This is a genomic window from Amaricoccus sp. W119 (assembly GCF_047275745.1).
Taxonomy (GTDB): domain Bacteria; phylum Pseudomonadota; class Alphaproteobacteria; order Rhodobacterales; family Rhodobacteraceae; genus Amaricoccus.
On the sequence record NZ_JBKQWU010000001.1, the window covers coordinates 189,195 to 214,058 of the forward strand.

Here is a 24,864-nt window from a genome sequence, read left to right on the forward strand (position 1 = left end):
GCCCAGATGGCGGAATTCGCGCCCGGGAAGCTCCGCTCGCGGCTGGTGACGCTGGTCTTCGCCGGCTATTCCATCGGCGGCATCCTCGTCGCCGCCGTCGGCAAGCAGCTGATCGAGAGCTGGGGCTGGGAGTCGGTCTTCTACACCGCGGGCCTGCCGGTTCTCCTGATCCCGTTCATCATCAGGACCATGCCGGAATCGATGCCCTTCCTGATCAAGACCGGGCGCATCGACGAACTGCGCGGCACCGTCGCCCGCCTCGCCCCCGAGGCGCATGTGACCCGGGAGACGGTCTTCACCGCGCCGGCGGGACGGGGCGACGCGCCGATCTCGGGTCTCTTCCAGGACGGCCGCGGCTTCAGCACGGTGATGATCTGGCTCGCCTTCTTCATGGGCCTGTTCATGACCTACGCGCTCAGCTCCTGGCTCACCAAGCTGATGGCGCTCTCCGGCTACAGCCTCGGCTCCGCGCTCAACTTCGTCATCGTCTTCAATCTCGGCGCGATGATCGGCGCGGTGTTCGGCGGCTGGCTCGGCGACCGCTACAACATCAAGACCGTCCTCATCATCTTCTACGCGGTCGGGGCGATCTCGCTGACCCTGATGGGCTACACCCGGTCGACGGAACTCCTGTTCCTCGTCGTCTTCGTGGTCGGCGCCTCGACGCTGGGTACCCAGCTTCTCGCCTATGCCTATGCCGGCTCGTTCTACCCCGTCGAGATCCGCTCGACCGGCGTCGGCTTCGCCTCCGGCGTGGGCCGCGCGGGCGCCATCCTCGCCCCGATCGTGATCGGCGTCATCGTCAGCCTGAACCTGCCGCTGGAGCAGAACTTCATGGTCATCGCCCTCGCCGGTCTGCTTGGAATGATCGCGGTCATCATGATCGATCACCGCCGGAGCGCGATCGTGGTCGAGGCCGACATGCCTCCCGCCACCGCGCCGAACGAGAAGCTCGCCTGAGGAAGCGACCTGGATCGCGGACCGGGATGGTCCGCGGACCCCACTGGAAACCGAAGGAGGAAATCATGAAGATCCTGGTGCCCGTTAAGCGGGTGATCGACTACAATGTGAAGGTTCGGGTGAAGGGTGACGGCTCCGGCGTCGACCTTGCGAATGTGAAGATGAGCATGAACCCGTTCGACGAGATCGCGGTCGAGGAGGCGATCCGGCTGAAGGAGAAGGGCGCGGCGGAGGAAGTGATCGCGGTCTCGATCGGGGTCAAGCAGGCGCAGGAGACGCTGCGGACCGCGCTCGCCATGGGCGCCGACCGCGCGATCCTCGTCGTCGCCGCCGATGACGTGCACCAGGACATCGAGCCGCTGGCGGTGGCGAAGATCCTGAAGGCGGTGATCGATCAGGAGCAGCCGAAGCTGGTCATCGCCGGCAAGCAGGCGATTGACAACGACATGAACGCGACGGGCCAGATGCTGGCGGCGCTCATGGGCTGGCCGCAGGCCACCTTCGCCTCGGAGGTCGCGATCGAGGGCGAGAGCGCCAGGGTCACCCGCGAGGTCGATGGCGGGCTGCAGACGATCGAGGTCAAGCTGCCGGCGATCGTCACCGCCGACCTGCGCCTCAACGAGCCGCGCTATGCGAGCCTCCCCAACATCATGAAGGCGAAGAAGAAGCCCTTGGAGGAGAAGACCGCCGCCGATTACGGCGTCGACGTGACGCCCCGGCTCGAGATCGTCAAGACCGCCGAGCCGCCGACGCGGCAGGCCGGGGTCAAGGTCGGCTCGGTCGACGAGCTGGTGTCGAAACTCAAGGAAGCGGGGGTGCTCTGATGGCCGTTCTTCTGCTCGGTGAAGTGACCAACGGCGAATTGAACCGCGATGCGACGGCGAAGGCGGTCAATGCGCTGAAATCCCTCGGCGATGTGACGGTGCTCTGCGCCGGCGCGCATGCGAAGGACGCTGCCGGCGAGGCCGCGACGATCGACGGCGTGGCGAAGGTGCTGGTCGCCGAGGATGCGCGCTACGGCCACCGGCTGGCGGAGCCGACGGCGGCGCTCATGGTGAGCCTCGCCGGCGACTACGATCATGTGGCGGCACCGGCGACGACGGATGCGAAGAACGTGATGCCGCGCGTCGCGGCGCTCCTCGACGTGATGATCATCCCCGATGTCTCGGGCGTCATCGACGCCGAGACCTTCGAGCGTCCGGTCTATGCCGGCAATGCCTTCCAGACGGTGAAGTCGCGGGACGGAAAGAAGGTGATGACGGTCCGGACCGCGAGTTTCGAGGCCGCCGGCGACGGCGGGTCGGCTTCGGTCGAGGACGCGAGCCTCGCGGATGATCCGGGGCTCTCGTCCTGGGTCTCGGACCAGGTGGCGGAGAGCGACCGTCCGGAGCTCACCTCGGCCAAGCGCGTGGTCTCGGGCGGCCGGGGCGTCGGCTCGGAGGAGAACTTCGCGCTGATCGCGGCGCTCGCCGACAAGCTCGGCGCGGCGGTCGGCGCCTCGCGCGCGGCGGTGGACTCGGGCTTCGCGCCCAACGACTGGCAGGTCGGCCAGACCGGCAAGGTCGTGGCGCCGGAGCTCTACGTCGCCGTCGGCATCTCGGGCGCGATCCAGCACCTCGCGGGGATGAAGGATTCCAAGGTCATCGTCGCCATCAACAAGGACGAGGAGGCCCCGATCTTCCAGGTCGCCGACCACGGGTTGGTGGGCGATCTGTTCCAGGTCGTCCCAGATCTCACCGAAAAGGTCTGACAGGACCGGCCCGCCGGGGCACCGGCGCGCGGCCCGGACCGGTTTCCGCGAACTCACACCGACACCCGAGGCCCCGCCTTCTCCGACCAGAAGGCGGGGCCTTTTCGCGAGCGATTCGCCGCCTGCCTGCCTCCGACGCCCCTCGCGATCGACGTCACACCGGGCTTCGGGGGCGGCGCGGGTCGGGCCAAGTCCTTCGATTCCCCCGCGCAATCGCGACTTGATGTAACGATGCACCAAGAAACTTGACTTCCAAATCCATGCTGGTATGAATTTGGTACAACGTTACACCAGTCAATGTCACATCAATCGGGTGCGACCCGAACGGGAGGAGAATGATGGCAGTGCTTCGGAATTTGCCCGTGCTTGCCCTGGCGGGCGTGGTGACCGCGGCGGGCGCGGTTCACGCGCAGGACGGCGAAATCGGGGGGAAGATCACCTTCTACACCCATTTCACGAATTTCGTCGACAACGGCAAGTGGGCCGAATGGTCCTCGACCTTCGAGGAGAAGTATCCCGGCACGGAAGTCGAGGTCGTCGGCGTGTCCAATTACGCCAAGGAGATGCCGACGCGCATCGCATCGGGCGATTACGGCGATGTCCTGAACGTGCTCGGCAATATCCCGACCTCGGACTATCCGAAATATTACGCGCCGATCTCCGACCTCGGCCTCGCGAAGACGAATTCCTTCGTCGACCGCTACAGTTTCGACGGCGAGGTCTACGGCTACATCTACGGCGTCAACGCCGAGGGCGTCGTCTACAACAAGCGGGCCTTCGAGAAGGCCGGGATCACCGAGCCGCCGCGAACCAGGACCGAGCTCTTCGCCGCCTGCGAGAAGCTGACCGAGGCCGGGCTGACGCCGATGCTGCTCAACATGGGCGCGGGCTGGCCGATGCAGCAATGGGACAAGGCGGCGCTCATGTTCGCGGGCGACGGCGATTACTACGAAACCATGCTCACAGAGCCCGCCCCCTACGCGGCGGACCAGCCCTACGGCAAGTCGGTCCGCTTCGTGAAGGAGCTGTTCGACGCCGGCTGCGCCGAGCGCGATCACACCGCGAACAACTGGGCGGAGTCCCAGATGCTGCTCGGCGCGGGCGAGGCCGGGATGTGGTTCATGGCGAACTGGTCGGTGCCGCAGGTGATCACCGCCGCCGAGGCGCTCGGGATCGAGAACGCGGGCGATGACCTCGGCATGTTCCCGCTGCCGACCGACGACAGCCGCGAGCCCTCGATCGTGCTCAACCCCGACTGGGCGCTTGGCGTCTCGGCCAAATCGGACAACAAGGCGACGGCCAAGGCCTTCATCGAGTTCATCCTGACCGAGACCGATGTCGCCGAGGCCGCGGGCTTCATCCCCGCCGATCCGAGCCGCGAAATCACCATGCCGCAGCTCCGGGAACTCTTCGACGCCCATCCGGTGGAGATCCGCGCCGGCACGCCCTCGTCGGAATTCACGCAAGCGATGGCCGATGCGCGGCTCGACTTCATGAACGGCACCTATATCCGCGATCTGGTGCTGGCGTCCGATTTCGACGCCGCCGTCGCCGCGGTCAACGACCGCTGGGCCAAGGCCATCGGCCAGTAGCCCCGTCGAAGGCCCGGCCGCCCGACGAACATCCCGTCGCCGGGCCTTCCACCGAATTTCCCGAACCTCATCCCCACCTCGCGCCTCGTGCCACCCGCACCGGAGGAGTGCCCGCTCATGCCCATATTGACTGCGCAGACGCAGCGCCGCCTGGTGATCATCTCCTTTCTGATCGCGCCGCTGACGCTTCTGACCGTCTTCTCGCTCTGGCCGGCGATCCAGCTGGTCTGGCTGTCGCTGACCGACTGGGACGGCCTGTCTCCCGACAAGAACTTCGTCGGCCTCGCCAACTACCGCCGCGTGCTCATCGAGGACCGCGAACTGCTAAGCCCGCTCGTCAATTCGCTCTACTATTTCGTGGGCGGCGTGATCCAACTGGCGCTGGCCACCTATTTCGCCGTGATCCTCAGCCGCAGGATGCCGGGCTCCGACCTCTTCCGGATGATCCTGTTCTTGCCCTTCGTGCTGAACTCGGTCGCGACCTCGATCGTCTTCCGCGACTTCCTGCAGATCGACGGCGGCCTCGACGCGCTGATGGCGCTGGTCGGTCTCGGCGCCTTCACGCAGGAATGGGTACAGGACCCGGATGTCGTCAAATGGTCGCTCGTCTTCGCCTCGGTCTGGCGCTACCTCGGCTTCCAGCTGCTCATCACCTATGGCGCGCTGCAGGCGGTGCCACAGGACCAGTACGAGGCGGCCCATATCGAAGGCGCCTCCGAATGGCAGCGGTTCCGGCACATCACGCTGCCGACCATCGCCCCGGTCCTCGGATTGCAACTGATCCTCGCGACGGTCGGGGCGCTCGAAGTCTTCGACGTGCCTTTCCTCATCACCGCCGGCGCCAATGACACCAAGACCTTCGTCATGGCCACGCTCGAGGAAGCCTTCGAATTCCGCCGTGTCGGCATGGCCGCGGCCATGGCCGTGATCCTGCTCTGCTTCGTCATGCTGGCCATCGTCGTCCAGCGCGCATTGTTCGAGAGAGGAGCCCGCGCATGACCGCCGTCGTCGACATTCCCGCCGCGAAACCCGCCCGCCGGCGCCGCCGGCACCTGACCCCGGCCAAGGTCTTCTGGACCTCGTTCCACTACGGAGCCCTGATCTTCGCCTCGATCCTGGTGATCGCGCCCCTGCTCATCGTCTTCATGAGCTCGTTCAAGACGCCGCTCGAAATGCTGCGCGGCGCCAAGACCGACCTGCCGGCGGACTGGACCAATCTCGCCAACTACGCCGACTTCATCGCGCGCCAGCCGATCGGCCTCGCCTTCTGGAACACGATCTTCGTCATGGTCGTGTCGCTCGCGATCATCATTCTCGTCGGCACGATGGCCGCCTATGTGATCGACCGGTTCCGCTTCCCGGGCCGCCGGCTGATCCTCTTGACCTATGTGATCGTCATGGCGGTGCCCGCGATCACGACGCAGGTCTCGCTCTATCAGGTGATGCTGGGCCTCGGCCTCGTGAACTCGAAATGGGCGCTGATCGTACTCTATTCCGGCGCCGACATCGTGTCGCTCTACATCTTCATCACCTTCCTCGGCTCGATCAGCCGCGAGGTCGATGAGAGCGCGCGGATCGAGGGGGCGAGCTATTTCCAGATCTACTGGAAGATCATCCTGCCGCTGATGACGCCCGCGATCGCGACGGTCGTGATCCTGCGCACGATCGCGATCTACAACGACTTCATCATGCCCTATCTCTACACGCCCCGGGTCGAGCAATCGACGGTGTCGATGCTGCTCTACAAGGCCTCCGACATGATGTCCTCGGCGACCGAGGCGATCCTGATGGCCGGTATCGTCATCGTCATCGCGCCGACCCTGGTGATCTTCATGGTCCTGCAGCGCCAGATCGTCTCCGGCATGATGCGCGGCGCGGTGAAGGGGTGACGGCGATGAACGGATTTGTCGTCACCCTCACCACCCGCCTCTGGCAGCTGGCCGCGATCAACCTCGCCGCGCTCGGCCTGACGGTGCTCGGGCTCGGCCTCCTCGGACTCGCCCCCGCGCTGGTCGCGGCGCTCTGGGCCACCGCGCGTCTCGATCGCCTCACCGCCGGAGAGCTCGTGCGCGGCATGTGGCAGCAGTACCGGAGCGAATTCGCCACGGCGAACCTCTCGGCGCTCCCGGTCCTGGCGGTGGTCGCCGGGACGCTGGCGCTGGCGCTGGTCCTGCCGGTCATCGCCTCGGCCTTCCTCCTGCCCGCCGCGCTCCTGATGTCGGGCTTCGCGCTCGCCACGCTCGTCGTCGTCGCGAAGCTGCGCGGCGGCGCGGGGGACGCGCTCGCCAATGCCCGCGCCGGGTTCGGACTGGCGCCGCTCCGCCATGTCGCGCTCGCACCGCTCTTGCCGCTCGCCCTCTGGGCCGGCTCCCAGCAGCCGCTGATCCTCGTCTATTTCGGTCTCTCCATCCCCTGCCTTCTCATCAACCAGACGCTCGCGCCGGCGCTCGCCGCCGCCATGCCCGCCCAGAGGGAGTTCGCCTGATGCCCGGTCTTCACATCAACAATGTCAGCAAGTCCTTCGGCGCCGTCCAGGTGCTCCGCGACATCGAACTGTCGATCGGCAAGGGCGAGTTCCTCGTGCTGCTCGGCGAATCCGGCTGCGGGAAATCGACCCTGCTCCGGCTGATCTCGGGGCTGGAGCTGGAGCATGAAGGCGCGATCCGCATCGCCGGCCGCGACGTCACCCATCTCGACCCGAAGGACCGCGACATCGCGATGGTGTTCCAGTCCTACGCGCTCTATCCGCACATGTCGGTCTTCGACAACATCGCCTTCGGCATGCGTATCCGCAAGACGGGCCGCGATGCCATCAAGGCCGAGGTCGATCGTGTCGCCGCGATCCTGAAGCTCGACCAGCACCTCGACCGCAAGCCCGGCCAGCTCTCCGGTGGCCAGCGCCAGCGCGTCGCCATCGGCCGCGCCATGGTCCGCCACCCCGCGCTCTTCCTCTTCGACGAACCGCTCTCCAATCTCGATGCGAAGCTCCGCGCCGAGATGCGCACCGAGTTCAAGCGCATCCACAAGGTGCTGGGTGCCACCATCGCCTATGTGACCCACGACCAGATCGAGGCGATGACGCTCGCCGACAAGATCGTGCTCCTGAACGGCGGCCGGATCGAGCAGCTGGGTACGCCCGACCAGCTCTATTCGCAGCCCGACACGCTCTTCGCCGCCCGCTTCATCGGCACGCCCGAGATCAACGCGCTCCGGGTGAGAGTCGAGCCCGCCGCGGGCGGTTACGCCGCGCGCGCCAGCGGCCGGGTTCTCCCCCTGCCCGCCAGCGTGGCGCGCAGGCCGATCACCGCGCCGCGCGAGGCGATCCTCGGCGTCAGGCCCGAGTTCCTGACCATCGGGGCGACCGAGGCGGGCATCGTCACCAGCGGCCATGTGGTCGAGCTCTGCGAGCCGATGGGATCGGAGACCTCGGTCGAACTTTCCTTCAGCGACCAGAGCTTGCGCCTGCGCGTGCCCGGCCTGCATCATCTCGAAACCGGCGGCGAACAGTCCATCACCTGGGACTTCTCGAACGCCCATCTCTTCGACACCGACACCGGCGCCCACCTCTGACGCCCGCGGGGATCCTGCCATGAACATTCAGAACAGCCTGACCGACATCTGCCTCGACACTGGCTGGAGCCTCGCACGCATCGGCGGCGAGGAGCGGCTCGCCATCGACTTTCCCGGCGACGTGCATTCGGCGCTCCTGGCGGCGGGGCTGATCGAGGACCCCTACATGCGCGACCGCGAGCCGGATCTGGACTGGGTCCATGAGAGCGAATGGCTCGTCGAGCGGAGCTTCGATCTGCCGGGGCCGGTCACGGGCCGCCACACGCTGACGCTCGACCGCGTCGATTGCCACGCGGTCGTCAGCCTGAACGGACAGGAGATCGGCCGGCTCGGCAGCGCCTTCCTGCGCCACGACCTCGACGTGACCGACGCGCTTCTGGCCGGGCCCAACCGCCTCTCGATCCGCTTCCTGTCGAATTCCGCCGTGGCGGCGGAGAAGGCGGAGGCCTTCCCCTTCCCGGTCCCGTATCTGACCTGGAACAACCGGCTGCCGCATTACAATTTCCTCCGCAAGCCGCAGTGCGACGCCGGCTGGGACTGGAACATCGCGCTGAGCCCGATCGGCGTCCACGGCGGCATCCGCCTGCGGCGCACCGATCCGATCCGGCTCGACGATGTGATGATCCGCCAGCACCACGAGGGCGGCGCGGTCCGGGTCGAGGCGATCCTGACCGCCGATGCCGCCCGCCCGGCGACGGTGCGCGCGCTGCTGCGCATCGACGGACAGGAGATCCTGCGCGAGGTCCAGCTCTGGCCCGGCGAGAACCGCGTGACCCTCGGCGCGACGATCGAGACCCCGCGTCTCTGGTGGCCCGCCGGCCATGGCGCGCAGGAGATGTACGATGTCGAGGTTCGCCTCGGCGATCAGGCGCGCCAGTTCCCGATCGGGCTGCGCTCCGTCGAACTCGTGACCGACGCCGACGAGATCGGCCACCGCTTCGCCTTCCGCGTCAACGGCCGCGAGATCTTCATGCGCGGCGCGAACTGGATCCCCGCCGACGCCCTGCCGGCGCGCGCGACACCGGAAGCCGTCGCCGATCTGCTCGCGAGCGCGGTCGAGGCCGGGATGAACATGCTCCGCGTCTGGGGCGGCGGCTCCTACGAGCCGGACTGGTTCTACCGGCAATGCTCCGAGCGCGGACTGCTGGTCTGGCAGGACTTCATGTTCGCCTGCAACCTCTACCCCGCCGCCGACCGCGACTGGCTCGACAGCGTGCGGCGCGAGGCACGCCAGCAGATCCGCCGCCTCTCAGCCCATCCCTGCGTGGCGCTCTGGTGCGGTGACAACGAGCTCATCGGCGCGCTCAACTGGTACAAGGAGAGCAAGGCCGACCGGGATCGCTACCTCGCGATGTACGACCGGCTGAACCATGCGCTCGAGGAGGCGATGCGGGACGAAGCTCCCGACGCGCCCTGGTGGCCCTCCTCGCCCTCGGTCGGGCCGCTCAACTTCGGCGACGGCTGGCATGACGACACCTCCGGCGACATGCATTTCTGGGACGTCTGGCATTCGGCCAAGGACTTCGAGCATTACCGGACGGTGCGCCCGCGCTTCTGCTCCGAATTCGGCTTCCAGTCCTTCCCCTCGATGCGCGTGATCGAGAGTTTCACCGATCCGGCCGACCGCAACGTGTCGTCGCGGGTCATGGATGTCCACCAGCGCAACCCCGGCGGCAACAGCCGGATCGTCGAGACGCTGGCCCGCTATTTCCGCTTCCCCGAGGGGTTCGCGGACATGGCCTGGCTCAGCCAGATCGGCCAGGCGCTCGCGATGAAGACCGCGATCGAGTTCTGGCGCGCGAACAAGCCGCGCTGCATGGGCACGCTCTACTGGCAGCTCAACGACACCTGGCCGGTGGCGAGCTGGTCGGGTCTCGAATATGGCGGCGGCTGGAAGTCGCTGCACTACGTGGCCAAGCGCTTCTACGCGCCGGTTCTGGTCACGGCCCAGCCCGACGCGGAGAGCGGCGCGATCGTACTCTGGGCGGTGAACGACACGCCCGCGCCGGTGACGCTCCGCGTCTCGGCGCGCGCGGTCCGGGTAAGCGGCGAGAGGACCGATATCGGCGCCTGGACGGCGGAATGCCCCACCGACCGCGCCGTCGAACTGGCGCGGCTGGAGCCGGGCACGCTGGCGCGAGACGCGTTTCTGCACTTCGACTGGAGCGCCGAGGGCGATCCGTCCGGTCAGAATTCGGGTGAGCACTCGGGCGAGAACGAATACCTGCCCCTGCGGCCGAAGGACTATGATTTCGGCACGCCCCGGATCACGGCGACACGGTCCCGGGGGGCCGATGGCCGGGAACAGGTGACGCTCTCGACCGACCGCCCCGCGCCCTGGGTGACGTGGGATCACGGCGGCGATACAGTCTGGTCCGACAACTGTATCACGCTGCTTCCGGGCCGGCCGCGCACGCTGACCGCGCTTCGGACCCGAAGCTCGCACCTGCCGCCGCGCGAACCCGGGGTCGGGGTGCTGAAAGGATGAACATGGCGCGAAAGCCCGGCCCGCCCGCGACGCTGAAATCGATCGCGGCCGAGATGGGCGTTTCGGTCACCACGGTCGCGCGGGCCCTGAAGGACGGCCACCGGATCAGTCCGGAGATGGTCCGCAAGGTCCGCGAGACCGCGGAGCGCATGGGCTATGTCCGCAATCTCGAAGGTGCCAAGCTCAGGACGGGCAAGACCTTCGTGGCCATGGCCTTCCTCGGCTTCTCCGAGGAGGTGGGCGATTCCGGCTCCGTCGGTCTTCTGAACGGCATCCATCACCGTTTCGCGGGGACCGACTACGCCGTGCGCGCGGTCCCCGTCGATCCGGGCGGGCAGGCGCTCGACCGGGTGCGCGAGGTCGTTCGCGGCAGGCTGGCCGACGGCATCATCCTCGATCACACCGAACTTCAGGATGATCGCGTCAAATACCTGCTGGAAGAGGGTTTCCCCTTCGTGACCTTCGGCCGGACCGAACTTCTGTCGGACCATCCGTGGTTCGACATCGACAACGAATTCGCCGCCTGGCAGGGCACCGACGCGCTGCTGCGCGACGGTCACCGCCGGATCGCGCTGATCGACGGCGACCCGCGTCACACCTTCGTGCGTCAGCGCGTGCGCGGCTATGAACGCGCGCTCCGCGACCACGGACTCGAGCCCGATCCCGGGCTGCGCCACCATTCCGAACCGGCCGCCGACATTGCCCGGCAGGCCAGCGCCGAGCTGCTGGATCGGGGCGCCGACGCCTTCGTCTGCGTGAACGAACTCGCCTTCCTCGGCGCCCGCGCCGGCGTCCGCGACCATGCCCGCGCCGATCTCGACCGGATCGGCTTCTCGCTCCGGTCCGGGACCAATCTGGCCAGCTATGTCGCGAGCCGCGTCCACGCCTCGCATTTCTCGCGCACACGGGCGGGGTGGGCGCTCGCCGACCTGCTGCTGCGCGTGATCGACGGCGCCGACGCCACCTCATGCCAGCAGCTGGCGAAAACCGAACTCATCACCACGGGTGACCTCACATGAAACGCTCCGAGATCAACGACATCATCGCCGAGGGCGATGCCTTCATCCGCTCCCACGGCATGATCCTGCCGCCCTTCGCCTACTGGACGCCCGAGCGCATCCGCGGGCGGGAAGCCAGCCTGATCCGGGCGCGCGGCCTCGGCTGGGACATCACCGATTACGGCGACGGCCGGTTCGAGGAGATGGGGCTCTTCCTCTTCACCACCCGCAATGGCGCGCTCGCGGATCTGCGGCAGGGGCGCGGCATGCTCTACGCGGAGAAGGTGATGATCTCGCGCGAGAACCAGCTGTCGCCGATGCATCGCCACGACCTGAAGGCCGAGGACATCATCAACCGGGGCGGCGGCGACCTCGTGATCGAACTCTTCGCGCCGACCGCCGATGGCGGCATCGACGAGACCGCCCGCGTGGCCGTGCCCTGCGACGGCGTCATGCGCGAGGTCGACGCCGGCGGGCGCATCCGCCTGACGCCGGGAGAGAGCGTGACTCTGATGCCCGGGATCTGGCACGCCTTCTGGGCCGAGGGGAAGGACTGCCTGGTCTGCGAGGTCTCGACGGTCAACGACGACCGGACCGACAACGTGTTCCGCGAGCCCATCGGCCGTTTCGCCGAGGTCGAGGAAGACAGCGCCCCGACCCGCCTGCTGGTCTCGGACTACCTCGACGGCTGATCCACCAGCCGGGCCCGAGGTCTTCCTCGGCATGGCGCGGCATCGTCTCGGACCGGTCGAGCACACCGATGAGGACCGGCACCGAGGCCGTGTCGAAGGGCGGATGTTTCTGGTCCATTCCGGCGTCCCTCGCGCTTCGCTTGTCTCGGGACGGGGCCCGGCCTAAGCTGAGACGGCCCACGTTTTCAATGCGCTTTTGCCGACCCGGATTTGCCATGGCCGCCAGCGGATCGCCCCCGATTGAGCCCGAGACGAAGAAGGCCCGGATCGAACGGATCAACGAACTCTCGCAACTTGCCCGGACGGCGTGGTTCACCCTCATGGGCTATCTCGTCTTCGTCGGCATCACGCTTCTCGGCGTCAGGGACGCGGATTTCTTCGTCCCCTCGCGCCAGACCGACCTGCCGCTCGTCAACGTCGCGATCCCGACCGCGAGCTTCTTCTGGACCGCCCCGGTCCTCGGCGCGGCGCTCTACATCTACCTGCACCTGTTCCTGATCAAGCTCTGGGACGCCCATGGCGAGGCCCGGACCGAGGACGCGGATGCGACGCACCACTGGCTCGTCAACGACTTCGCCCTGATCCGACGCGGTGACCCGATCACCCGCGCGCGACCTTTGTGGTGGCTCAACGACTGGGTGACGCGCCTGCTTGTCTGGGCGGCGGGGCCATTCGTGCTCGCCTTCGCGTGGTGGCGCTCGATGCCGGCGCATGAGGAATGGCTGACGCTGGTAATCGGAGCGTGCCTCTGGCTCAGCCTCGTTGTGGGGTTCACCAGTTGGTGGCACGCCGAAAACACGCTCGGCGCGACATCGCCGCTTGGCTGGTCGCGATTCCTTCGTGGAGAAACCGCGGTTCTGGCAGGAGCTTTGCTGGCACTCATGAGTTGGGCTCGTACCGAGGAGGGGATCTTTCTTGCCCGCACCAATCTCAATGGCGTGACGCTCCCTCCGCGATTCGATCTCGCTGGCCGTGACCTGCGTCGTGCTTCGGCGGCCGGCGTCTCACTCGTCGGGGCGGACCTTCATGGAGCTAGGCTGCAAGGGACAGATCTTAGCGGTGCTCATATGGAGGACGTAAATCTCCAGCAGGCCAAGATGGATTGGGCAAACCTGGGCGGGACTCAGATGGACGGGGCGAGCCTTTGGAGAGCACAGATGACGGGTGCGAACCTCTCGGCGTCACGAATGAAGAACGCGGACCTCCGAGATGCGCGATTGGACGATGCGAACCTCAACGGTGCGCAATTGGAATCGGCCGACCTTACCGGGGCGCACATCGAGCAGGCAAACCTCCGAGGGGCGCGGATGGCTGGCGCGCGGCTTTGGCGCACCAGTCTGCAAGATGCGGATCTTAGGGAGGTAGATTTCGAACGCGCGGACCTTTGGAACTCCCAAATGCAGGGAGCAGTCCTTTGGTGGGCACGGTTTCGGGACGCGCACCTACGCGATGTGCGTCTAGAAGGCTCTGACCTCAGCGCGGTTGATTTTCGAGGAACGAGGTTCTCCGATAAACTGATGGGTGCTTCCCTTGCTTACTCCGCCGATCTTCGCGGAGCACTGGGTCTGACCCAAGCCCACCTCGACCAGTGGATCGGCGACGTGCATACCCTGCTTCCGGAAGGCATCGCCCCCGACACGGGCGAGCCTTACCACATTTGGAATTGCTGGAAGGCACCGCCAATCGCATTTGAAGCGCTCATTGATAGTTTGGGAAAGCACTATGGCGGGCCTGCCCGCCTCCGCGACAGGGTTTTGTGTGGAAGTAACGCCCGTCAGAAGCTGAGAAATGGTCGCTCTCTCGATGCGCCGTACCCGAACGACCATCCTATTGCGAAGCGCCAGCCTCGCCTCACCCCTTCGGCGCCACCCGCAGCCCCAGATCCCTGAGCTGTTCGTTCGTCGGCTCGCTCGGGGCGCCCATCATAAGGTCCTCGGCGCGCTGGTTCATCGGGAACATGATGACCTCGCGGATGTTCTCGGCGCCTGCGAGCAGCATGACGATCCGGTCCACGCCCGGCGCGATCCCGGCGTGGGGGGGCGCGCCGTAGCGGAAGGCGGAGAGCATGCCGCCGAAATGGGCGTCGACGAAGGCGCGGTCGTGGCCGACGACCTCGAAGGCGCGGTACATGATCTCGGGCTTGTGGTTTCTCACCGCGCCCGAGGAAAGCTCCACGCCGTTGCAGACGATGTCGTACTGATAGCCGAGCACGTCGAGCGGATCGCCGCTTTCGAGCGCCTCGAGCCCGCCCTGCGGCATCGAGAACGGGTTGTGGCTGAAGTCGAGCTTGCCGGTGTCCTCGTCGCGCTCGTACATCGGGAAATCGACGATCCAGGCGAAGTCGAAGCGGTCCTCGAGCGTGTGGCCAAGTTCCTTGCCGATCACGTTGCGCGCCTTGCCCGCGACCGCCTCGAATTTCGAGGGCTTGCCGCCGAGGAAGAAGGCGGCGTCGCCCTCGTTCAGTCCGAGTTGCAGCCGGATCGCCTCGGTCCGCTCCGGGCCGATGTTCTTCGCAAGCGGCCCCGCGGCTTCCATCGCGCCGCTCTCGCCCTTGCGCCAGAAGATATAGCCCATGCCGGGCAGCCCCTCGCCTTGGGCATAGGCGTTCATCCGGTCGCAGAACTTGCGGCTGCCGCCGCCAGGCGCGGGGATGGCGCGGACCTCGGTGCCGGGCTGTTCCAGGAGCGAGGCGAAGACCTTGAAGCCGGAGCCCGCGAAATGCTCGGAGACGATCTGCATTTTGATCGGGTTGCGCAGATCCGGCTTGTCGGAGCCGTACCAGAGCAGCGCGTCGCGATAGGCGATGCGGGGGAATTCCTTCGTGACCGGGCGCCCCTGCCCGAATTCCTCGAAGACGCCGCGCATGACCGGCTCGATCACCGAGAACACGTCCTCCTGCGTCGCGAAGCTCATCTCCATGTCGAGCTGGTAGAACTCGCCCGGCGAGCGGTCGGCGCGCGGGTCCTCGTCGCGGAAGCAGGGCGCGATCTGGAAGTAGCGGTCGAAGCCCGCGATCATCGTGAGCTGCTTGAACTGCTGCGGCGCCTGCGGGAGCGCGTAGAACTTGCCCGGATGCAGCCGCGAGGGCACGAGGAAGTCGCGCGCACCCTCGGGTGAGGAGGCGGTCAGGATCGGCGTCTGGAACTCCGTGAACCCTTGAGCGCGCATCGCATCGCGGAGATAGGCGATGACTTGGGCGCGGAGCATGATATTCGCGTGCAGCCCCTCGCGGCGGAGGTCGATGAAACGGTACTTGAGCCGGGTTTCCTCCGGGTATTCGGTCTCGCCGAAGACCGGCAGCGGCAGGTCGTCGGCGGCGGAGAGCACCTCGACCTCGCGGGCGTAGACCTCGATCTCGCCGGTCTCGATCTTCGGGTTCACCAGTTCGGGGGCGCGCGCCTTCACCTCGCCGTCGATCCGGATCACCGATTCCGCCCGGACCTTTTCCAGCACCGGAAAGGCGGCGCTGTCGCCGTCGCAGATCACCTGGGTGATGCCGTAGTGGTCGCGCAGGTCGATGAAGAGCACGCCGCCATGATCGCGCACGCGATGCACCCAACCCGAGAGACGGACGGTCTCGCCGACATTGGCGGCGCGGAGGGCCGCGCAGGTATGGGAGCGATAGGCGTGCATGAGCCGGTTCCTGACTGAAATGGAGGGCCGCGAAAGACGCGCCGACTTATACCGGGCATCCCCCCGCGCGCAAGCTTCGCCACCGCGAAACGCACTGAGACGATCCCCTACATGCGCGCGAGCGTCGCCGCGGGCCGCACGAGACGCGCCGGACAGAGGCCGCGCAGCGAATTGCCGAGCATGACCGTGCCGCCGCTCAGATCCTCGGGCCGCAGCACGGCCTCGCGCGCCCGGCCGCTTCTGAGCAGGCTTTCACGCAGCACCCCCGGCAGCAGGCCGCAGGAGAGCCGCGGTGTCAGGAGTTCGTCCCCGAGCTTCACGAAGATGTTGAAGATCGTGCCCTCGCAGACCTCGCCGCGATGGTTGAGGAAGATCATCTCGTGGATCTCGGGCGGAAGATTGGCCCGTGTCCGGTCGTAGAGCGCGCGCTGCGTCGTCTTGACCCGGAGCCAGGGGTCCGCCGGGTCGAGCCGGTCGCGGGCGACGGCGATGTTCCAGATCGGCGGGCCTTGCGTGAAGGCCTGCGCCGAGACCTCGAGCAGGTTGTCCCGCCCGAGCGTCAGCCGCACCCTGAGCGGCGTCGAGCCGCGCGTCACCTCCTCGAGCGCGGCATCGATGCGGAGACGGTCGAAGCCGAAACCGAAGAGTCGCGCGCCCCGCTCCATCCGCGCGAGATGCATCTCAAGGTTCAGGAAGCCCGGGTTGCGGCGCCAGGCGAATGTCTCGATCAATCTGAAGTCCCTGGGCAGGCCTGGACGAATCGCGCTTTCCACAGAGCCTCCTCGTATTCGCTCCGAGCCAGGCTGTCCGCCACGACCCCACCTCCGACATTCAGCACGGCTGTCCCGCCCGAATGGAGCGCCAGAGTCCGGATCGCGACATTGAAGGCCGCGCGTCCGTCCGGCGCCATCCAGCCGATCGCGCCGCAATAGGCGTCGCGGGGCCATGGCTCCAGCTCGCGGATGACCTCCATGGCACGGACCTTCGGTGCCCCGGTCACGGATCCACAAGGAAAGAGCGCGCCGAGAATGCCACCGAGCCGCGTCCCCGGCAACAGCCGCCCGGTCACCCGGCTCACCATCTGATGCACGGTCGCATAGGTTTCGACGGCGAAGAGCTCCGGAACCGCGACCGAGCCGATCTCCGCGATGCGCGAGACGTCGTTGCGAAGGAGATCGACGATCATCAGGTTCTCGGCGCGATTCTTCTCGTCGACTTCGAGCGCGCGGGCCAGGCCCGCGTCCTCCGCCGGGTCCTCGGCGCGCGGCGCGGTGCCCTTCATCGGCCGGGTCTCGATCCCGCCGGCGCCATCGAGGGCGAAGAAGAGTTCGGGCGAGCGCGAGATCAGCGTCACCGGGCCGAGCGTGACCAGCGCGTCATGACCGACCTTCTGGTGCGCGGCGAGCGCGGCCGCGATCGCAGCCGGATCGCCCTCCCAGCGCCCGTCGAGCGGGAAGGTCAAATTCGCCTGATAGATGTCGCCCGCGCGGATGTACTCGGCGACCCGTGCGAAGGCCCGCGCATAGGTGGCATAGTCCCACCTTGGGGTGAAGGGGCCGAGCCGGCCTCCCGGCTCCGCGGGGGGCGCGGGGCGGGGCGCGTCGAAGACGCCGAGGCAGATGAGCGGCGTTCGCCGTTCGGCCGGCATGAGCGGCGCGAGTTTCGGCTCCAGCACATAGCCGAGTTCGTAGCTGGCGTAGCCCGCGATCCATTTCCCGCGCGCCAGCATCGCCTCCGCCCGTGCGATGGCGCCGGGCACCTCCTCGTGCCGCGTGGCGATCAGGGCCTCGGCCGGCGCCGCGAACAGCGCCCGCGCGCCATCCGGTCCGAACCCGACCTCGATCATTCCGTGCCGCGTCAAGATCCGCCGCTCCGCCCGCTCCGCCTGCCGGCGCCTCATGGCCCGATGCGCCCCGAGGGTCAATCGCCCGTCCACGCGTCTCCTTCTTCGAATCGGGGAGCCGGTTGCCAAGCCGGACTTTCATACAGCATGCGCGCCTCGACCGGACCCCGCCCGCCGCTCAACGGTCCGAGGGCGGCGCGTCCCGGTGTCGCGCCAACGCCCGAAAACGGCCGCGCCCCGGCGACCGCGTGGGCCGGTCCGGCGTCCAGCGGCGGGCATTTCCTTTCCCGGGCGGAGGGGGTAATGCGCCGAAACCCACCGCGCCGGCTCCGGAGAACCGCATGCCCCTCTCGGTCTTCGCCGCCGTCCTCGTCGGCGCGGCGCTTCACGCGAGCTGGAACGCCATCGTCAAGGCCGGTTCCGACAAGGTGCTCTCGGCCGTCCTCGTCGCGGGCGGCTCGGCGCTCATCGCCCTGCCCTTCCTCTTCTTCCTCCCCGCGCCAGCCCCGGAGAGCTGGCCCTTCCTCGCCGCCTCGACCGCGGTGCAGACGCTCTATTTCATCCTCGTCGCCCTTGCCTATCAGGCGACCGAGATGAGCCTCGCCTATCCGCTGATGCGCGGCTCGGCGCCCGTGCTCGTGGCGCTCGCGAGCATCCTGATCCTCGGCGAGCGCATCGAGCCCGCGGGCTGGCTCGGCATCGCGCTGGTGTCGGGCGGCGTGCTGGCGATCGCGGGAGCGGGCCGCGCCCGCGCGTCGCGCTCCGGGGTCGCCTTCGCCCTCGCCAATGCCTGCGTGATCGCAACCTATACGCTGATCGACGGAGTCGGGGTCCGGCTCTCGGGCGCGCCAGTCTCCTATGCGCTCTGGCTCTTCGTCGCCAATGCCGCGCCGCTCCTCGCCTGGGCGATCGTGACCCGCGGCCCGGCGCTCCGGGCCTATGCCCGCGCCCATGCACGGGTCGCGCTGATCGGCGGCGCGGGCAATCTCGGCTCCTACGGCCTCGCGCTCTGGGCGATGACGCATGCGCCGGTCGCGCTCGTGGCCGCGTTGCGCGAGACATCGATCTTGTTCGGCCTCGCCATCGCCGCCCTGGCGCTCGGCGAGCGCGTGGACCCAAAACGGCTCGCGGCGGCCATGCTCATCCTCGCCGGGGCGATCGGCCTCAGGCTCGGCTGAGGCAAATCTCCTTGCGCCCGGGCCAGCCGCCTCTATAACCACCGGGAATTTGCCGCCCGTTCTCGAATCCACCTGACCGGCGCGCCGCCCGCGCCGGACGAAACCGCAGGCCCCACCATGCCGAAAAGAACCGATATCCAGTCGATCATGATCATCGGCGCGGGTCCAATCGTGATCGGCCAGGCCTGCGAATTCGACTATTCCGGCGTTCAGGCCTGCAAGGCGCTCCGCGAGGAAGGCTACCGCGTCATCCTGGTCAATTCGAACCCGGCGACGATCATGACCGATCCGGAGATGGCCGACGCGACCTATATCGAGCCGATCACGCCGGAAGTCGTCGCGAAGATCATCGAGAAGGAACGCCCGGACGCGCTCCTGCCGACCATGGGCGGGCAGACCGGGCTCAACACCTCGCTCGCGCTCGACGACATGGGGGTGCTCGAGAAATTCGGCGTCGAGCTCATCGGTGCCAAGCGCGCCGCGATCGAGATGGCCGAGGACCGCAAGCTCTTCCGCGAGGCGATGGACCGCATCGGCCTCGAAAATCCGAAGGCCACCATCGTCACCACCATGGCCGAGGCGATGGACGCGATCGAATACGTCGGTCTCCCCGCGATCATCCGCCCCGCCTTCACGCTCGGCGGCACCGGCGGCGGCGTCGCCTACAACCGCGAGGATTACGAGCGGATCTGCAAGACCGGCCTCGACGCCTCGCCGGTGAGCCAGATCCTCATCGACGAAAGCCTGCTCGGCTGGAAGGAATTCGAGATGGAGGTGGTCCGCGACAAGGCGGACAACTGCATCATCGTCTGCTCGATCGAGAACATCGACCCGATGGGCGTGCATACCGGCGATTCGATCACCGTCGCCCCGGCGCTGACGCTGACCGACAAGGAATACCAGATCATGCGCAACGCCTCGATCGCGGTCCTGCGCGAGATCGGGGTGGAGACCGGCGGCTCCAACGTGCAGTTCGCGGTGCATCCGGATACCGGCCGGCTCGTGGTGATCGAGATGAACCCGCGCGTCTCGCGCTCCTCGGCGCTCGCCTCGAAGGCCACGGGCTTTCCGATCGCGAAGATCGCGGCGAAGCTCGCCGTCGGCTATACGCTCGACGAGCTCGACAACGACATCACCCAGGTCACGCCCGCCTCCTTCGAGCCGACGATCGACTATGTCGTGACCAAGATCCCGCGCTTCGCCTTCGAGAAATTCCCCGGCACCGAGCCGCTTCTGACGACCGCGATGAAGTCGGTCGGCGAGGCGATGGCAATCGGGCGGAGCTTCCACGAATCGCTGCAGAAGGCGCTCTGCTCGCTCGAAACCGGGCTCACCGGTCTCGACGAGATCGAGATCCGGGGCGCCGACGGGCCGGATTCGCTCGCGGCGATCACCTCGGAACTGGCGAGACAGACGCCGGACCGGCTCCTGATCGTCGCGCAGGCGATGCGCCACGGACTGACCGACGACCAGATCCACGCGGTCACGAAATTCGATCCCTGGTTCCTCGCCCGTATCCGCGAGATCATCGGCGCCGAGGAAGCGGTGCGGGCCAACGGCCTGCCGACCGCGGCGCCGGATCTCAGGCGGTTGAAGATGATGGGCTTCTCCGACGCCCGGCTCGCGAAGCTCACGGGTCGCTCGGAGGCGAGCGTGCGCGCGGACCGGCATCACGCCGGCATCCGCGCGGTCTTCAAGCGCATCGACACCTGCGGCGCCGAGTTCGAGGCGCAGACGCCCTACATGTATTCGACCTACGAGGCCGAGCACGGCGGCTTCACCGAATGCGAGGCGCGGCCGACGGAGGCGAAGAAGGTCGTGATCCTCGGTGGCGGCCCGAACCGGATCGGCCAGGGGATCGAGTTCGACTACTGTTGCTGCCACGCCTGTTTCGCGCTGACCAAGGCGAGCTACGAGACCATCATGGTCAACTGCAACCCGGAGACGGTCTCGACCGACTACGACACCTCGGACCGGCTCTATTTCGAACCGCTGACGCTTGAGCATGTCCTTGAGATCCTCCGGGTAGAGCAGGAGAACGGCACGCTGCATGGCGTGATCGTGCAGTTCGGCGGCCAGACGCCGCTGAAGCTCGCCAACGCGCTGCATGACGCCGGCATCCCGATCCTCGGCACCACGCCCGATGCGATCGACCTCGCCGAGGATCGCGAACGGTTCCAGCAGCTTCTCGGCCGGCTCGATCTGCGCCAGCCGCGCAACGGCATCGCCCGCTCGCCGGGACAGGCGCTCGCGGTCGCGACCAATCTCGGCTACCCGCTGGTGATCCGGCCCTCCTATGTGCTCGGCGGCCGGGCGATGGAGATCGTGCGCGACGAGGAACAGCTTCGCCGCTACATCCGCGAGGCGGTGCATGTCTCGGGCGACAATCCGGTTCTGCTCGACGGCTATCTCTCGAATGCGACCGAGGTCGACGTGGACGCGCTCTGCGACGGCGAGCGGGTGCATATCGCGGGCGTCATGGAACATATCGAGGAGGCGGGCGTCCATTCCGGCGACAGCGCCTGCTCGATCCCGCCCTATTCGCTCAGCCCCGAAATCGTCGCGCGGATCGAGGAGCAGACCCGCGCCATGGCGCTGGCGCTCGGCGTCGTAGGTCTCATGAACGTGCAGTTCGCGATCCAAGGCGAGGAAATCTTCGTCCTCGAAGTGAACCCGCGCGCCTCGCGCACCGTGCCCTTCGTCGCCAAGGCGACCGACAGCGCGATCGCCGCGATCGCTGCCCGGATCATGGCGGGCGAGAAACTGACCGATTTCCCCGAGCGACCGCCCTATCCGGAGGGCATCGGCCCGGACGATCCGCTGCCCTTCGCCGATCCGCTGACGCTGGCCGATCCCCGGACGCCGTGGTTCTCGGTCAAGGAGGCGGTCATGCCCTTCAACCGCTTCCCCGGCGTCGATACGCTGCTCGGGCCGGAGATGCGCTCGACGGGCGAGGTCATGGGGTGGGACCGCTCCTTCCCGCGCGCCTTCCTCAAGGCGCAGCTTGGCGCCGGCACGCTCCTGCCCGAGAAGGGAGCGCTCTTCCTCTCGGTCAAGGATGCCGACAAGACCGAGGCGCTGCTCGAAGCGGCGCGGCTGATGCGCGATCTCGGCTTCACGCTGGTCGCGACCGGCGGCACGGCGAGTTTCCTGAAGGAGAACGGGATCGAGGCGACGCGGGTCAACAAGGTCTACGAGGGCCGGCCGCATATCGTCGATGTGATGAAGGACGGCGGCGTGCAGATCGTCTTCAACACCACCGAGGGCCGCCAGTCGATCGCCGACAGCCGCGCGATCCGCGCGCTCACGCTCTCGACCAAGACGCCGTATTTCACCACCGCCGCCGGCGCCCATGCCGCCGCGCTCGCGATGAAGAGCCGTCTGGAAGGCGATCTGGCGGTGCGCTCGCTGCAGTGAGTCCGGAAGCAAGGACTGCTCAATGCGGGGGACGCTACCAGTCCAAACGGAGCAATTGCCATAGCCTCATCGGTGCCCAGCAGTGGGCACGAACCTTGCCAAACTGCTTCGATGCCTGATTCCGCTGTAGGTAAGTCAGGGCGGTATGAAAGCGTCCGTTTCTAAAAATCAGTATTGGAGCAGCTTCGTCCGCTCTACCATCGATCGTAAGAAACTCAAACTTCAAATCAAATATGATGGCCCCATTGTTCGGAATATCTACAATGTGAAGATTTTCTAGACATGCCCTGATAGCCTGACTCCTTCCACCACCACCAATCGCAATGTCACAGTTTTTTACATACAGTCCGCTTTCCTTATGTGTTTGTCCTTCTTGTAGATCTACACTCTCTATCGCCGATGGATATGCTCCATCTTCATAGATTCCCCAACGTCGATATATTTTTCTAACTATAGCTGTGCCCTTTCCGTTATTTAATACCGAGAACCAAATCTCCTCGACCTCATTATTATCGATAAAAAACTTACCGTTATCGTATGATAATTTTGAGTCATTTTCTATTTCAACGCTAAGTAACGGAAAATTCTCAATCTTTAATCTGACGTAATTTATATACAAAGTAACGAATGAGACCGCCAAAGCAACGAAAGCTATCACAACAGACATACTCTGATTTCCCTTCTTCTGGGCTATGCTTGCCCACTGACCTCCCGCGCATAGACCCTGAGCACAGCGTTCATCCGAGAAAGGTGCAGAGGCCCCAACGTCTTGAACCATTTCGCCACGTCGACGTCGATCTCGATCTCCACGTCCTCGGGCTCGGCGGCGTTCGAGCGGTTGGCGCCGAAGGCGGGCAGGCTGCCGCCCGCGTCGCGAAACCCGCGCAACCAGCGTTCCTGCGCCGCGAGGCCGGTCAGCAGTTCCGCATAGACCTTCTCCTCCGCCTTCGTGCGTTTCACATCGTCCATCCCGTTCCCCCGGCGCGGATACATCGAAGGCCCGGACCTTGGCGCGAAGCGGGTTAACGAGGGATGGATCGCCGGATGGTGGCCGATCGGCGCGCGCTGCATCCGCCCGATGTGACACGCCGCCCCATTGACCCGAGGCAGGCCGCGCGGCGAGCGTCGCGCCCATGCCACATCACCGCCTCCTCCCGCTCGTCCCGCTCCTGATCGCCGCCACGGCCGCCGCCGCGCAGGATCAGCCGGCCTATCTCGACGACCGATCGGACGGGCCGGCGCTCATCCGATCCTATTACAATGCGATCGATCGCGGCGAGTATCCGCGCGCCTACGCCTATTTCGGCGACAGCCCCCCGGTCGCGACCTATGAGGCTTTCGCGAAAGGCTACGCCGACACGGTGAAGACGGACCTGCGCCTCGGTCCGGATCTGCCGGACGCGGCGGCGGGCAGCGTCACCCATCACGTGGGCGTCGTCCTGCGCGCGACGCGCAAGGGGGGCGGGAGCGCGGTCTATGCCGGATGCTACCGCGTGGTTCAGCCGAACTGGTGGAATACCGATCCCCTGGTCTTCGAGCCGCTGCGGATCAGACATGCGAGGCTCGCTCCGGTCAGGGAGGCGTTCGAGCGCGCGGTCCTGCCGGATTGCGCCGACGACAATTAGTTTCAGGAGCTTGGCGGAGGTTGTTCAGCGGGGCTTACCCGCAGGATTCCGCCTATCTGGCACCAGGCTCTGGACTTTGCTGCGGCGCAGCATGTATAGTGCCTGCCTCGTCAACGACCAAGGAGCGCCGACTTGCGCCCGACCCTGCGAACCGCCCGCGCCGCGCTCACCGGCACCGTCGTGACCGGCCACCTCATGGCGCTCATGCTGGCCATGCCCGCCTCCGCCGCCGAGCCAAGCGGCAGGAACGCTCCGGCTCCGCGGCCCGCGGAACTGAGTTGCCTCGCGGAAGCGGTGTATTTCGAGGCCGGCGGCACGGGATCGAAGGCCGAGGCCGCCGTGGCCCATGTCATCGTGAACCGCGCGGAGAGCGACGAGTTCCCCGGCACGATCTGCGGCGTGGTGAGCGAGGGCTGCCAGTTCTCCTATCGCTGTGACGGACGCTCCGACGCGCTCGCGGACGCTGAGCGGCGCGATGACGCCTACGCCGCCGCCCGCGCGGTTCTGAGGGGCGAACCGGACATCACCGACGGGGCGCTGTTCTTTCACGCGGCGACCGCCAAGCCCGGATGGTTCAGCACGCGCGACCGCGTCGGCAAGATCGGCGGCAACGTCTTCTATCGTTAGGCAAGCGCCGGGAGCTCGGTCGCGGGCAGCGCCGTCAGCGCGCCACCATGACCGGTATCTTCGATTCCGTCACGATCCGGGCAGCCTGACTGCCCATGGTCTCGGCGCTCCAGGAGCTCTGGCCCCGCGCGCCCACGACGATGAGATCGCAGCGCCGCCGTTCCGCCTCGGCGAGGATCGCCGTGCTCGGGCTCGCCGATGTGACAAGCGCCGCGTCGGTCCTGAATCCGACCGAGAGCGCCTTCGCCTCGGCCTCCGCCAGGACCCATTCCGCGCGCAGTTCCCGCACCGAATACGGTAGCGGGCGCAGCGGGCCCGGCCGTGACCGATCATCATCCGGATCGGGTTCGATCACCGTCAGGAAGGTGAGCCGCGCCCCCATGCCCGCCCCGAGCCCCATCGCCGCTTCGACCGCGCGCTCGGCCCGCGCGGACCCGTCCGTCGCCACCAGGATGTGGATATACATGCGCCTCGGTTCCCCCCGAGGCCCG

General features: G+C 66.9%; 22 protein-coding genes. 16 read left to right on the forward strand and 6 right to left on the reverse strand.

All coding sequences use genetic code 11. The features are described 5' to 3' along the window. Window positions 1–6: 6 nt before the first annotated feature. The 12 genes from ACLJK8_RS00915 to ACLJK8_RS00970 all read left to right on the forward strand — a co-directional run bounded on the left by ACLJK8_RS00915 (window position 7) and on the right by ACLJK8_RS00970 (window position 13,939). Window positions 7–960: an MFS transporter gene (locus ACLJK8_RS00915; protein ID WP_413148261.1), complete on the forward strand. Its 954-nt coding sequence runs from the start codon at window positions 7–9 to the stop codon at window positions 958–960. Between the two features lie 65 nt (window positions 961–1,025). Further along, window positions 1,026–1,784 (forward strand): electron transfer flavoprotein subunit beta/FixA family protein, encoded by a 759-nt coding sequence (locus tag ACLJK8_RS00920; RefSeq protein ID WP_413148262.1) that lies wholly within the window; start codon window positions 1,026–1,028, stop codon window positions 1,782–1,784. Then, complete coding sequence (locus tag ACLJK8_RS00925; RefSeq protein ID WP_413148072.1) at window positions 1,784–2,710, forward strand: electron transfer flavoprotein subunit alpha/FixB family protein; 927 nt, start codon at window positions 1,784–1,786, stop codon at window positions 2,708–2,710. Before ACLJK8_RS00920 ends, ACLJK8_RS00925 begins: the two co-directional genes overlap by 1 nt. A 338-nt stretch (window positions 2,711–3,048) precedes the next feature. Further along, window positions 3,049–4,302 (forward strand): ABC transporter substrate-binding protein, encoded by a 1,254-nt coding sequence (locus tag ACLJK8_RS00930; RefSeq protein WP_413148074.1) that lies wholly within the window; start codon window positions 3,049–3,051, stop codon window positions 4,300–4,302. A gap of 117 nt (window positions 4,303–4,419) precedes the next feature. Continuing rightward, on the forward strand, window positions 4,420–5,301 hold the full coding sequence (locus tag ACLJK8_RS00935) for a carbohydrate ABC transporter permease (protein WP_413148075.1): 882 nt from the start codon (window positions 4,420–4,422) through the stop codon (window positions 5,299–5,301). Beyond that, on the forward strand, window positions 5,298–6,191 hold the full coding sequence (locus ACLJK8_RS00940) for a carbohydrate ABC transporter permease (protein WP_413148076.1): 894 nt from the start codon (window positions 5,298–5,300) through the stop codon (window positions 6,189–6,191). The genes ACLJK8_RS00935 and ACLJK8_RS00940 overlap by 4 nt, the downstream gene beginning before the upstream one ends. A gap of 5 nt (window positions 6,192–6,196) precedes the next feature. Continuing rightward, window positions 6,197–6,787, forward strand: coding sequence for a DUF624 domain-containing protein (locus tag ACLJK8_RS00945; protein ID WP_413148077.1), 591 nt, complete (start codon window positions 6,197–6,199; stop codon window positions 6,785–6,787). Further along, window positions 6,787–7,872, forward strand: a complete 1,086-nt coding sequence (locus ACLJK8_RS00950; RefSeq protein WP_413148078.1) for an ABC transporter ATP-binding protein — start codon at window positions 6,787–6,789, stop codon at window positions 7,870–7,872. The genes ACLJK8_RS00945 and ACLJK8_RS00950 overlap by 1 nt, the downstream gene beginning before the upstream one ends. Window positions 7,873–7,891: 19 nt before the next feature. Further along, window positions 7,892–10,360, forward strand: a complete 2,469-nt coding sequence (locus ACLJK8_RS00955) for a glycosyl hydrolase 2 galactose-binding domain-containing protein (protein ID WP_413148079.1) — start codon at window positions 7,892–7,894, stop codon at window positions 10,358–10,360. A gap of 2 nt (window positions 10,361–10,362) precedes the next feature. After that, window positions 10,363–11,379, forward strand: a complete 1,017-nt coding sequence (locus ACLJK8_RS00960) for a LacI family DNA-binding transcriptional regulator (protein ID WP_413148080.1) — start codon at window positions 10,363–10,365, stop codon at window positions 11,377–11,379. Next, window positions 11,376–12,050, forward strand: coding sequence for a D-lyxose/D-mannose family sugar isomerase (locus tag ACLJK8_RS00965; protein ID WP_413148081.1), 675 nt, complete (start codon window positions 11,376–11,378; stop codon window positions 12,048–12,050). The genes ACLJK8_RS00960 and ACLJK8_RS00965 overlap by 4 nt, the downstream gene beginning before the upstream one ends. A 215-nt stretch (window positions 12,051–12,265) precedes the next feature. Continuing rightward, on the forward strand, window positions 12,266–13,939 hold the full coding sequence (locus ACLJK8_RS00970; RefSeq protein ID WP_413148082.1) for a pentapeptide repeat-containing protein: 1,674 nt from the start codon (window positions 12,266–12,268) through the stop codon (window positions 13,937–13,939). Here the strand turns inward: ACLJK8_RS00970 and aspS are convergent. The 3 genes from aspS to ACLJK8_RS00985 all read right to left on the reverse strand — a co-directional run bounded on the left by aspS (window position 13,902) and on the right by ACLJK8_RS00985 (window position 17,529). Next, window positions 13,902–15,683, reverse strand: a complete 1,782-nt coding sequence (gene aspS, locus ACLJK8_RS00975) for an aspartate--tRNA ligase (RefSeq protein WP_413148083.1) — start codon at window positions 15,681–15,683, stop codon at window positions 13,902–13,904. The two genes, ACLJK8_RS00970 and aspS, sit on opposite strands and share 38 nt — an antisense overlap. A 107-nt stretch (window positions 15,684–15,790) precedes the next feature. Further along, entirely contained in the window at window positions 15,791–16,414 is a 624-nt protein-coding gene (locus ACLJK8_RS00980; RefSeq protein WP_413148084.1) for an aminotransferase class IV family protein, read from the reverse strand. Further along, on the reverse strand, window positions 16,411–17,529 hold the full coding sequence (locus ACLJK8_RS00985; protein ID WP_413148263.1) for an aminodeoxychorismate synthase component I: 1,119 nt from the start codon (window positions 17,527–17,529) through the stop codon (window positions 16,411–16,413). Before ACLJK8_RS00985 ends, ACLJK8_RS00980 begins: the two co-directional genes overlap by 4 nt. 338 nt (window positions 17,530–17,867) lie before the next feature. On the opposite strand from ACLJK8_RS00985, the gene ACLJK8_RS00990 reads away from it, so the two are divergent. Together ACLJK8_RS00990 and carB are read left to right on the forward strand one after the other, a co-directional pair. After that, on the forward strand, window positions 17,868–18,704 hold the full coding sequence (locus ACLJK8_RS00990; RefSeq protein WP_413148085.1) for an EamA family transporter: 837 nt from the start codon (window positions 17,868–17,870) through the stop codon (window positions 18,702–18,704). Between the two features lie 117 nt (window positions 18,705–18,821). After that, on the forward strand, window positions 18,822–22,121 hold the full coding sequence (gene carB / locus ACLJK8_RS00995; RefSeq protein WP_413148086.1) for a carbamoyl-phosphate synthase large subunit: 3,300 nt from the start codon (window positions 18,822–18,824) through the stop codon (window positions 22,119–22,121). Window positions 22,122–22,155: 34 nt separating this feature from the next. Here carB and ACLJK8_RS01000 read toward each other — a convergent pair whose 3' ends face one another. Together ACLJK8_RS01000 and ACLJK8_RS01005 are read right to left on the reverse strand one after the other, a co-directional pair. Then, the gene (locus tag ACLJK8_RS01000) at window positions 22,156–22,788 is read right to left on the reverse strand and encodes a hypothetical protein (RefSeq protein ID WP_413148088.1); all 633 of its coding nucleotides are present in this window, start codon (window positions 22,786–22,788) and stop codon (window positions 22,156–22,158) included. A 23-nt stretch (window positions 22,789–22,811) separates the two neighbouring features. Further along, window positions 22,812–23,090 carry a BrnA antitoxin family protein gene (locus ACLJK8_RS01005; protein WP_413148089.1) on the reverse strand — a complete coding sequence of 93 codons (279 nt, stop codon included), beginning with the start codon at window positions 23,088–23,090 and terminating at the stop codon, window positions 22,812–22,814. A 164-nt stretch (window positions 23,091–23,254) separates the two neighbouring features. On the opposite strand from ACLJK8_RS01005, the gene ACLJK8_RS01010 reads away from it, so the two are divergent. Then, the gene (locus ACLJK8_RS01010; RefSeq protein WP_413148090.1) at window positions 23,255–23,746 is read left to right on the forward strand and encodes a hypothetical protein; all 492 of its coding nucleotides are present in this window, start codon (window positions 23,255–23,257) and stop codon (window positions 23,744–23,746) included. A gap of 132 nt (window positions 23,747–23,878) precedes the next feature. Continuing rightward, window positions 23,879–24,373 (forward strand): cell wall hydrolase, encoded by a 495-nt coding sequence (locus ACLJK8_RS01015; RefSeq protein WP_413148091.1) that lies wholly within the window; start codon window positions 23,879–23,881, stop codon window positions 24,371–24,373. A 34-nt stretch (window positions 24,374–24,407) separates the two neighbouring features. Here ACLJK8_RS01015 and ACLJK8_RS01020 read toward each other — a convergent pair whose 3' ends face one another. Beyond that, window positions 24,408–24,839, reverse strand: coding sequence for a universal stress protein (locus tag ACLJK8_RS01020; RefSeq protein WP_413148092.1), 432 nt, complete (start codon window positions 24,837–24,839; stop codon window positions 24,408–24,410). Window positions 24,840–24,864 lie beyond the last annotated feature (25 nt).

Coding starts and splice junctions, on each gene's coding strand:
- ACLJK8_RS00915 (WP_413148261.1), top strand. CDS start 7: ATGGCGGAATTCGCGCCCGGGAAGCTCCGCTCGCGGCTGGTGACGCTG.
- ACLJK8_RS00920 (WP_413148262.1), top strand. CDS start 1,026: ATGAAGATCCTGGTGCCCGTTAAGCGGGTGATCGACTACAATGTGAAG.
- ACLJK8_RS00925 (WP_413148072.1), top strand. CDS start 1,784: ATGGCCGTTCTTCTGCTCGGTGAAGTGACCAACGGCGAATTGAACCGC.
- ACLJK8_RS00930 (WP_413148074.1), top strand. CDS start 3,049: ATGGCAGTGCTTCGGAATTTGCCCGTGCTTGCCCTGGCGGGCGTGGTG.
- ACLJK8_RS00935 (WP_413148075.1), top strand. CDS start 4,420: ATGCCCATATTGACTGCGCAGACGCAGCGCCGCCTGGTGATCATCTCC.
- ACLJK8_RS00940 (WP_413148076.1), top strand. CDS start 5,298: ATGACCGCCGTCGTCGACATTCCCGCCGCGAAACCCGCCCGCCGGCGC.
- ACLJK8_RS00945 (WP_413148077.1), top strand. CDS start 6,197: ATGAACGGATTTGTCGTCACCCTCACCACCCGCCTCTGGCAGCTGGCC.
- ACLJK8_RS00950 (WP_413148078.1), top strand. CDS start 6,787: ATGCCCGGTCTTCACATCAACAATGTCAGCAAGTCCTTCGGCGCCGTC.
- ACLJK8_RS00955 (WP_413148079.1), top strand. CDS start 7,892: ATGAACATTCAGAACAGCCTGACCGACATCTGCCTCGACACTGGCTGG.
- ACLJK8_RS00960 (WP_413148080.1), top strand. CDS start 10,363: ATGGCGCGAAAGCCCGGCCCGCCCGCGACGCTGAAATCGATCGCGGCC.
- ACLJK8_RS00965 (WP_413148081.1), top strand. CDS start 11,376: ATGAAACGCTCCGAGATCAACGACATCATCGCCGAGGGCGATGCCTTC.
- ACLJK8_RS00970 (WP_413148082.1), top strand. CDS start 12,266: ATGGCCGCCAGCGGATCGCCCCCGATTGAGCCCGAGACGAAGAAGGCC.
- aspS (WP_413148083.1), bottom strand. CDS start 15,683: ATGCACGCCTATCGCTCCCATACCTGCGCGGCCCTCCGCGCCGCCAAT.
- ACLJK8_RS00985 (WP_413148263.1), bottom strand. CDS start 17,529: ATGATCGAGGTCGGGTTCGGACCGGATGGCGCGCGGGCGCTGTTCGCG.
- ACLJK8_RS00990 (WP_413148085.1), top strand. CDS start 17,868: ATGCCCCTCTCGGTCTTCGCCGCCGTCCTCGTCGGCGCGGCGCTTCAC.
- carB (WP_413148086.1), top strand. CDS start 18,822: ATGCCGAAAAGAACCGATATCCAGTCGATCATGATCATCGGCGCGGGT.
- ACLJK8_RS01000 (WP_413148088.1), bottom strand. CDS start 22,788: ATGTCTGTTGTGATAGCTTTCGTTGCTTTGGCGGTCTCATTCGTTACT.
- ACLJK8_RS01005 (WP_413148089.1), bottom strand. CDS start 23,090: ATGGACGATGTGAAACGCACGAAGGCGGAGGAGAAGGTCTATGCGGAA.
- ACLJK8_RS01010 (WP_413148090.1), top strand. CDS start 23,255: ATGCCACATCACCGCCTCCTCCCGCTCGTCCCGCTCCTGATCGCCGCC.
- ACLJK8_RS01020 (WP_413148092.1), bottom strand. CDS start 24,839: ATGTATATCCACATCCTGGTGGCGACGGACGGGTCCGCGCGGGCCGAG.